The sequence below is a fragment of the Polynucleobacter sp. AP-Reno-20A-A9 genome, assembly GCF_018882085.1.
Taxonomy (GTDB): domain Bacteria; phylum Pseudomonadota; class Gammaproteobacteria; order Burkholderiales; family Burkholderiaceae; genus Polynucleobacter.
In genome coordinates this window covers 1-8,650 of record NZ_JACVPB010000020.1, presented here as the reverse complement: position 1 = coordinate 8,650, position 8,650 = coordinate 1, and the positions used below count along the sequence as shown (strand labels likewise).

Here is an 8,650-nt window from a genome sequence, read left to right as displayed (position 1 = left end):
ACTAGACGGCACCCATCTAAGTTCAGACATTAAGTTTGAATATGATGAAGGCATAGTCCAGGGAGTAGTGAAAGCTACACAAACCGGAATCCTTTGGTCCCAGGTTCAAGTCCTGGTGGGCCCACCAATGAAATCAACGACTTAGGAAGAAATTCCTAAGTCGTTTTTCTATTTGTGTAGTTGGTGTGTAGCAAATATCACCAGTAGACCCCAATAGATATATGGCGCTAGCTCGGAGCAATGAACTACTTGTTGCCCTTGGTTTGTAAGTGCTCAAGGGCTGCTTTCGGCCACAAACAGCCATATCCCAGACGGCACCTAAAAGCATTATTTTCAGGATTTTTATACAAATCCACTCAAATCTTTATAACTTTTTTACACACTTCTTTATAAGATCAAACCATCTAATTGGATAGAGGTGGATATGAGCTTACTGTTTCTCGGCTGCATTTTTATATTTCTTGCGTTGACCATTGGTCTGGCTAAGGGTTGTGCACGATTGAGGGGTGAAAAATGAACTTTATTCAGATCATTAGTGGCTTAGCCGCTGCATTGCTTTTAATTTATTTAGTTGCTGCACTATTAAATCCAGAGGACTTCTCATGAGCACCCATGCAATTTTGACAATTGTTCTGTATGTTGGGGTCTTATTGCTTTTAGCTTATCCCCTTGGAGGCTTCATTAACAATGTGATGAGCGGTCAAGCCATTGCCTCTAAGAAACCTTTTAGATCAATAGAAGGTTTCATATGCAAGGTATGTGGCATTGATCCAGATGTTGAAATGAGCTGGTTAAGCTATGCAATTGGTTTAATTGTCTTCAATATCCTGGGTGTTCTATTTGTCTTTGGATTGCAGTTATTTCAGGGAGTCCTGCCGCTAAACCCTCAAGGTTTTGCAAGCGTTTCCCCAGACTCATCCTTTAATACTGCCATTAGTTTTGCCACAAATACTAACTGGCAGGCCTATGTAGGTGAGGGGACAATGAGTTATCTCACGCAAATGCTGGGGCTCACCACACAAAACTTTCTCTCTGCAGCAAGCGGTATCGTGGTTGTAATTGCACTTATTCGCGGCTTTGCTAGAAATAGCATTAAGACAATTGGTAATCTTTGGGTGGATTTAACCCGCATTACCTTATACGTGTTGGTACCCATTGCAGTTGTATATGCAATCTTTCTAGTTGGTCAAGGCTCCATTCAGAACTTTGATGCATACAAGGATGTCAAAACGGTGGAGGTCACTAAGTTTGATGCGCCTAAGCTTGATGCTGATGGTCAAGCGCTCAAAGATGAAAAGGGCGTAGCTTTAACTGAGCCAGCCTCGACAGACCAGCAAACTTTGCCGATGGGGCCGGTGGCTTCTCAAGAGGCAATTAAGATGCTCGGCACTAATGGTGGTGGATTCTTTAATGCTAATTCTGCACATCCATACGAAAACCCAACACCTTTATCTAATTTCATTCAGATTCTTTCTATCTTTTTGATTCCAGCTGCATTGTGTTTTACCTTTGGGCGAATGGTTGGAGATAAACGACAAGGATGGGTAGTTTTAGTAACTATGCTGCTCATTTTCTTAACAGTGACTTTTACCGCCGTTCATTTTGAGTCTCAAGCGAATCCAGTTATTACTAGCTTAGGTGTAGATGGCGCTATGGGAAATATGGAGGGCAAAGAAACTCGCTTTGGAATCGATGACTCCAGTATTTTTGCAAGCATAACAACGCTTGCTTCATGCGGTGCAGTCAATTCAATGCATGATTCTTTTATGCCAATGGGCGGCTTTGTTCCTCTTTGGAACATGATGCTTGGTGAGGTCGTATTTGGTGGTGTAGGGACAGGCCTGTATGGAATGCTGGTCTTTGCGATCCTAGCAGTATTTATTGCGGGTTTAATGATTGGTCGCACCCCCGAATATCTTGGCAAAAAGATTGAGTCCTACGAAATGAAGATGGTTGCAATTGCAATCTTAGTTACTCCTATCTTGGTATTGGTAGGCACAGCAATTGCGGTGATGAGTGCCGATGGGGTTGCGGGAATTGCCAATCCTGGCGCTCATGGTTTTTCTGAGATTTTGTATGCGTTTACCTCGGCCGCTAATAACAACGGTAGTGCCTTTGCGGGTCTCTCGGCTAATACCCCTTTCTATAACAGCTGGTTAGCGATTGCAATGTGGTTTGGTCGTTTCGGAGTCATCGTGCCAGTGCTTGCGTTAGCCGGGGCATTCGCAGCCAAAAAGAAAATAGCGGTGAATGAGGGGACTATGCCTACGCACGGACCACTTTTTATTGTCCTCTTGGCCGGTACTGTGATCTTGGTTGGAGCATTGAACTATGTGCCAGCCCTTGCTCTTGGCCCCATTGTTGAGCAGTTAATGCTCCCAGTGATTCATTAATTAATCTCGGAGATAAAAATGACTAAAAGAAAATTAGGCATGTTTGATGCCGAGTTAGTAAAACCAGCCATTGTGGATAGCTTTAGAAAGTTAAGCCCGTCAATTCAATGGCGAAACCCAGTGATGTTTGTTGTCTATATCGGCAGCATCCTGACCACCTTGTTGTGGATTCAATCTTTAAATGGCGAAGGTGAGGCTTCTTCAAGTTTTATCCTCGGCGTCATGCTTTGGCTTTGGTTCACAGTGCTCTTTGCGAATTTTGCTGAAGCATTAGCAGAGGGTCGTAGTAAGGCTCAAGCAGCATCGCTGAGGGGCTTAAAGAAAGAGACATGGGCTAAGAAGGTAAAAGCGGCCAATATTCCTGAAAATTGGGATAACCGTCCAGCATCAGAGCTTGTTTCTGCAACACAGTTGCGTAAAGGCGATATTTTTATTGCTGAGGCAAATGATGTAATTGCTGCAGATGGTGAAGTGATTGCAGGGGTTGCCTCTGTTGATGAGTCTGCTATTACGGGTGAATCAGCCCCGGTTATTCGTGAGTCTGGAGGAGATTTTTCTTCAGTAACTGGAGGTACTCGCGTTTTATCGGATTGGATTGTGGTTCGTGTAACCGTTAATCCAGGGGAGACCTTCATTGATCGAATGATCTCAATGGTCGAGAATGCAAAACGTCAAAAGACTCCCAATGAAATCGCCTTAACAATTTTATTGGTGGCACTAACGATTGTTTTCTTAGTGGTGGTTGCAACTTTGCTACCGTTTTCTATGTTTAGCGTTGCTGCAAGTGGCAGCGGATCACCAATTCAGATAACAGTTTTGATTGCCTTATTAGTTTGCTTGATTCCTACAACTATCGCGGGCTTATTGTCTGCAATTGGAGTTGCCGGAATGAGCCGTATGATGGCCGCCAATGTCATTGCAACCTCTGGCCGCGCTGTGGAAGCTGCAGGTGACGTTGATGTGCTCTTGCTAGATAAAACAGGCACTATCACCTTGGGCAATCGTCAGGCATCCAATTTTGTAGCTGCATCTGGAGTAACCGAGTCAGAACTTGCTGATATTGCTCAATTAGCATCATTGGCAGATGAAACTCCCGAGGGCAGAAGCATCGTTATCCTCGCTAAGCAAAAATTTAATATCAGGGAGCGGGAAATAAACTCTATTGGCGCACAGTTTGTGCCATTTACTGCTCAAACACGTATGAGCGGCGTGGATATGAATGGAGAACAAATTCGCAAAGGCGCTGCAAGTGCGATTCAAAAACATATTGAATCCTTGGGTGGCCAATTTCCTCAGGAAGTTCTGAAATCGGTTGATGACGTATCTCGACGTGGCAGCACACCTTTAGTTGTATCGCAAGGTACACGCGTTATGGGCGTAGTTGAGCTCAAAGACATTGTTAAAGGCGGCATCAAGGAGCGCTTTAACGAACTGCGTCAGATGGGTATTCGTACCATCATGATTACTGGTGACAATAAATTGACTGCTGCTGCTATTGCTGCTGAAGCGGGGGTGGATGATTTCCTAGCCGAGGCAACACCAGAAGACAAGCTTGCTTTGATTCGCAAACATCAATCAGAAGGCCGTTTAGTGGCGATGACTGGAGACGGAACAAATGATGCTCCAGCGCTAGCGCAGGCAGACGTAGCTGTGGCGATGAACTCTGGTACTCAAGCTGCTAAAGAAGCGGGCAACATGGTCGATTTGGATTCCAACCCTACTAAGTTGATTGAGGTTGTGGAGACAGGTAAGCAGATGCTCATGACCCGTGGATCATTAACGACATTTAGTATTGCTAACGACGTAGCAAAATACTTTGCCATCATTCCAGCGGCTTTTGTGGCGACATATCCGCAGCTTGAGGCATTAAATGTGATGCATCTCTCTAGTCCGTCATCGGCTATTTTGTCTGCAGTGATCTTTAACGCCTTAATCATTATTTTCTTGATTCCATTGGCGCTTAAGGGAGTTGCTTATAAGCCCTTGGGCGCAGCCGCACTCTTGCGCAGAAATATGACGATTTATGGCTTAGGCGGTCTTATCGCTCCATTTATTGGCATCAAGATCATTGATTTAATTATTTCAATCATTTGATCGCTAGACGTTATATTAAGGATAGAAAATGAAATCCATCATGAGAAGTTGTTTAGGACTATTTGTTTTGTTAACTGTGATTACTGGTGTTATCTATCCAGTATTTGTCACGGGATTAGCGAAGACGCTTTTTCCAAGTAAGGCGGCAGGAAGCATTGTTTATCAAGGCGATCAGGCTATTGGTTCAGAGTTGATTGGGCAAAACTTTACTGATGCTAAGTACTTTTGGGGTAGGCCATCAGCTACTGGGCCCCAACCCTACAATGCCACCGCATCTAGTGGATCAAATCAAGGCCCATTAAATCCAGCCTTGGCAGATGCCGTTAAAGGAAGAATTGAAGCATTGCAGAGCGCTGACCCTGCTAATAAATTGCCAATACCAATGGATTTGGTAACTGCCTCAGCTAGTGGCTTGGACCCTGAAATTAGTCCCCAGGCTGCACAATACCAGGCATCTCGAGTAGCAAAGGCTCGCAAAATGAGTATTGATCATATCAATCAACTCATAGTAGCAAATACACAAGACCGCCAATGGGGAATTTTCGGAGAACCTCGTGTTAATGTATTAAAGCTTAATCTTGCTTTAGATGGAAATTAAACTGAATGCCTGAGTCACGACCAGACCCTGATCAATTACTTGCTCGTATACAGAGCCAAGAAGTTCAGTCTGGTCGAGGTAAATTAAAGATCTTCTTTGGAGCGAATGCTGGGGTAGGTAAAACCTATGCAATGCTTTCTGCCGCTCATGAGCAAAGCAAAAACAAGCGAGTGATTGCTGGTGTCGTAGAGACACACGGTCGAAAAGACACTATAGCAATGCTTGATGGCATAGAAGTTCTACCCTTAAAGGAAATTGACTATAGGGGCAAGAAGCTCAAGGAATTTGATCTTGACCAAGCCCTGATTGAAAAGCCTGATTTAATCCTAATGGATGAGCTTGCTCATTCAAATGCAGCTGGCTCGAGGCATCCGAAGCGCTGGCAAGATGTTGAAGAGCTCTTGGCAGCTGGTATCGACGTCTACTCCACAATCAATGTGCAACATATTGAAACTCTGAACGATATTGTTGGCGGAATTACGGGTGTTAGGGTTTGGGAAACAGTCCCAGACCATATATTTGACTCTGCGGACGAAGTTGTTTTAGTTGATCTGCCTCCCGACGAGCTGCTTCAAAGGCTTAAAGATGGAAAAGTGTACCTTCCACAGCAAGCTGAAAGAGCAACTCAAAACTTTTTCCGCAAAGGAAATCTAATTGCGCTACGAGAATTAGCGCTTCGTCGCTCGGCTGATCGTCTGGATGGCGAAATTATTAAATACCGTAAAGATAATTCGGTATCCAATGTTTGGAAAACGCGTGAGTCTATTTTGGCCTGTATCGGCCCTGGAGATGAGGCGGAGAATGTTATTAGAAGTGCTGCAAGAGTTGCTGCGCAGCTTCAAATTCCATGGCATGCCATTTATGTTGAGACCCCTAAATTACAAAACCTCTCTCAAAAGTCTAGGGAACGCATTCTAAAAGCTATCTCTATGGCAGAGGAGATGGGGGCAAAAGCAGTGACTGTTGGTGGAAATGATGCGGTTGAGTCCATCATTAATTACGCAAGAGAAAATAACCTTTCCAGGGTCATCGTGGGTACCGGCGCCCTTAGTAGATGGCAAATTTGGAGAAGGGCGTTTTCAGAATCAATTTCTAGACATGCCCCTGATTTAGATGTGCTCAAAATTGCTCAGGGCACAAACTCGACAAGCATTACGCGTGATGGCTTTGATATTGAATCCTTAGTTTGGCAACTAAAAGCTCCTTGGCAATCCTATGCATTGAGCTTGCTAATCTGCGGTATTGCCGGAGTTGTCGCAACACCTCTTAATACCATAGTGGAGTTACCAAATATTGCTATGCTATTTTTGCTGGCAGTCGTTTTGGTATCCGTTAAATTTGGCTTGGGACCATCTTTAATGGCCTCAGTTGTTAATGTACTTGTATTTGACTTCTTCTTCGTGCCGCCACGTTTTTCATTTGCAGTAACCGATGTCCAGTATTTATTTACCTTTGCAGTAATGTTAGTTGTTGGTTTGATTACAGCAAAACTGACTACTGGATTGACTTATCAAGCTAAAGTTGCAAATCGACGCGAACAAAGAGTGAAATCTCTTTACGAGATGTCTAGAGATTTATCGGGTGCCTTGATGCCAGAGCAAGTGGCTGAGATTAGCCAGCATTTTGTTGAAATTGAATTCAAAGCTAAATCTACCTTGTTATTGGCCGACGATGATAATCAGTTGTTAGAGATTGTTATCGATAAGAAAGCCAATATTCAGGCAGATTTATCCATTGCCCAATGGGCTTTTGATAATTCTAAAGAGGCTGGCAATGGCACTGATTCTTTGCCAGGTGCGCCTTTGCTGTACATTCCTTTGCGAGCACCAATGCGTACTCGTGGAATCTTGGTGATTGATGCTCCAAGTTCTACCCGCTTAAAGTCCCCTGAGCAGCGTAGATTACTCGATACATTTGCTCGTTTGCTGGCAATCTCGTTAGAGCGAATTCATTATGTTTCAGTCGCCCAAAGCTCGACAGTGCAAATTGAATCAGAACGCTTAAGAAACTCTCTGTTATCGGCTATTTCACATGATTTACGAACTCCACTCACGGCATTGGTTGGGTTGACTGATGCGTTGGAGATGTTAGATGCACCGCTGACTTCCGAGCAAAAAGAGATTGCAGTGCTTTTGCGTGAAAAAGCTTTAAAAATGAGTTCACAAGTAAGTAATCTATTAGATATGGCCCGACTTCAGTCTGGTACGGTCCAATTAAATAAACAATGGTTTCTGATTGAAGAGGCAATTGGTGCCGCCATCAAGGCTGTTGAGTCGGCGAGTGAAGGTAGGCATGTCACAGTGACGTTACCTCCTGATTTGCCCCTATTAAATTTTGATGCGGTTCTGATAGAGCGTGTCTTTATTAATCTTCTAGAAAATGCTTATAAATACACCCCTAAAAACAGCAGCGTATCGATAGGTGCTTCAGTCGCTTCTCCACACTCTGTCGAGATTTGGGTGCAGGATAATGGACCTGGTCTTCCCAGGGGGAAAGAAGAAGATATTTTTAGAAAATTTGAGCGAGGCAATAAAGAAGGTGCAATTTCTGGTGTTGGCCTGGGGCTCACTATTTGCAGGGCCATCATTGAGGCGCATGGCGGCAAGATCACTGGAAAGACAATGGAAGGTGGCGGTGCGCGGTTTACCTTTAGCTTGCCCCGGGGTAATCCCCCTAAAATTGATGTAGATGATCAGTAGAAGTTGATAAAGTAGCTAGATGTCACAACCAATTCCCGTCGCAATCGTTATTGAGGATGAGCCAAATATTCGTAGGCTTATCAAGATGGCGTTAGAGGCGGAGCAATTTCAGGTACTTGAGGCAGCCACAGTTTCTCGTGGACTAATAGAGGCGGGCTCACGTCAACCGGATGTAGTGTTAGTTGACTTAGGTCTGCCTGATGGTTCGGGCATTGACTTCATTCGAGATATTAGAACTTGGTCAGACGTGCCAATTATTGTGGTTTCTGCAAGAACCCATGAGGATGACAAAATCGAGGCCCTAAATATTGGCGCCGACGATTACCTATCAAAACCTTTTAGTCCTGGGGAGCTAGTGGCTAGGGTCCGAGCGCAGCTACGTAGGCGTTCGATGGCATCCGATAAGGGTGAGACGGTTTTCAAATTTGGAAATATCAATGTTGATTTGACAACAAGGATCGTAAAGCGGGAAGAGGAAGTTCTTCATTTAACCCCCATTGAGTATCGTTTGCTAGCATTTCTAGTAACGCATCCAAATATTGTATTGACCCATAGACAGCTTTTGCTGGGTGTATGGGGGCCGAACGATGTTGATAATCATCACTACGTGAGAATTTACATGGGGGCGCTTCGTAAAAAAATCGAAGATGATCCTGCGCAGCCAGAGCATGTCATTACTGAAACTGGTGTTGGATATAGGTTTCTCTTCTAGGATGGCTTGCCGTGAGCGTCCGATATGGGCCTTGATTTCAACCCGTCGATGCAACAGATTGGGCAAAACGTTCTGCCGGTGTTTGATAGTTTAGTGTTTTTCTAGGGCGTTCATTAAGTTGCCTTGCTACAGCATTGAGTTTGGCTTGGGAGTA

Annotated in this window: 6 protein-coding genes and 1 pseudogene; 6 read left to right on the top strand and 1 reads right to left on the bottom strand. The window is 44.3% G+C overall.

The window, feature by feature from the left end:
* Window positions 1-513 precede the first annotated feature (513 nt).
* Genes kdpF through ICN39_RS10935 form a run of 6 tightly spaced genes read left to right on the top strand, consistent with a single transcriptional unit; the run spans window position 514 to window position 8,496 of the window.
* Entirely contained in the window at window positions 514-606 is a 93-nt protein-coding gene (kdpF, locus tag ICN39_RS10960; RefSeq protein ID WP_215280693.1) for a K(+)-transporting ATPase subunit F, read from the top strand.
* Window positions 603-2,393, top strand: coding sequence for a potassium-transporting ATPase subunit KdpA (gene kdpA / locus ICN39_RS10955; protein WP_216234141.1), 1,791 nt, complete (start codon window positions 603-605; stop codon window positions 2,391-2,393). The genes kdpF and kdpA overlap by 4 nt, the downstream gene beginning before the upstream one ends.
* A gap of 18 nt (window positions 2,394-2,411) precedes the next feature.
* Window positions 2,412-4,487, top strand: a complete 2,076-nt coding sequence (gene kdpB / locus ICN39_RS10950) for a potassium-transporting ATPase subunit KdpB (RefSeq protein ID WP_216234140.1) — start codon at window positions 2,412-2,414, stop codon at window positions 4,485-4,487.
* 28 nt (window positions 4,488-4,515) lie between these two features.
* A complete protein-coding gene (gene kdpC / locus ICN39_RS10945) occupies window positions 4,516-5,085 on the top strand; it encodes a potassium-transporting ATPase subunit KdpC (RefSeq protein ID WP_215280690.1) in 570 nt (189 codons plus the stop codon).
* 5 nt (window positions 5,086-5,090) lie between these two features.
* Window positions 5,091-7,784 (top strand): DUF4118 domain-containing protein, encoded by a 2,694-nt coding sequence (locus tag ICN39_RS10940; RefSeq protein ID WP_216234139.1) that lies wholly within the window; start codon window positions 5,091-5,093, stop codon window positions 7,782-7,784.
* Window positions 7,785-7,803: 19 nt separating this feature from the next.
* Entirely contained in the window at window positions 7,804-8,496 is a 693-nt protein-coding gene (locus tag ICN39_RS10935; protein WP_216234138.1) for a response regulator, read from the top strand.
* A gap of 37 nt (window positions 8,497-8,533) precedes the next feature.
* On the opposite strand, the pseudogene ICN39_RS10930 reads toward ICN39_RS10935, so the two are convergent.
* A pseudogene (locus ICN39_RS10930) lies at window positions 8,534-8,650 on the bottom strand (IS30 family transposase); the annotation flags it as partial.

What these genes read in the sequence shown, in the direction of transcription:
- kdpC (WP_215280690.1), top strand. Translation starts at nt 4,516, where the DNA reads ATGAAATCCATCATGAGAAGTTGTTTAGGACTATTTGTTTTGTTAACT.
- kdpA (WP_216234141.1), top strand. Translation starts at nt 603, where the DNA reads ATGAGCACCCATGCAATTTTGACAATTGTTCTGTATGTTGGGGTCTTA.
- ICN39_RS10935 (WP_216234138.1), top strand. Translation starts at nt 7,804, where the DNA reads ATGTCACAACCAATTCCCGTCGCAATCGTTATTGAGGATGAGCCAAAT.
- kdpB (WP_216234140.1), top strand. Translation starts at nt 2,412, where the DNA reads ATGACTAAAAGAAAATTAGGCATGTTTGATGCCGAGTTAGTAAAACCA.
- ICN39_RS10940 (WP_216234139.1), top strand. Translation starts at nt 5,091, where the DNA reads ATGCCTGAGTCACGACCAGACCCTGATCAATTACTTGCTCGTATACAG.
- kdpF (WP_215280693.1), top strand. Translation starts at nt 514, where the DNA reads ATGAACTTTATTCAGATCATTAGTGGCTTAGCCGCTGCATTGCTTTTA.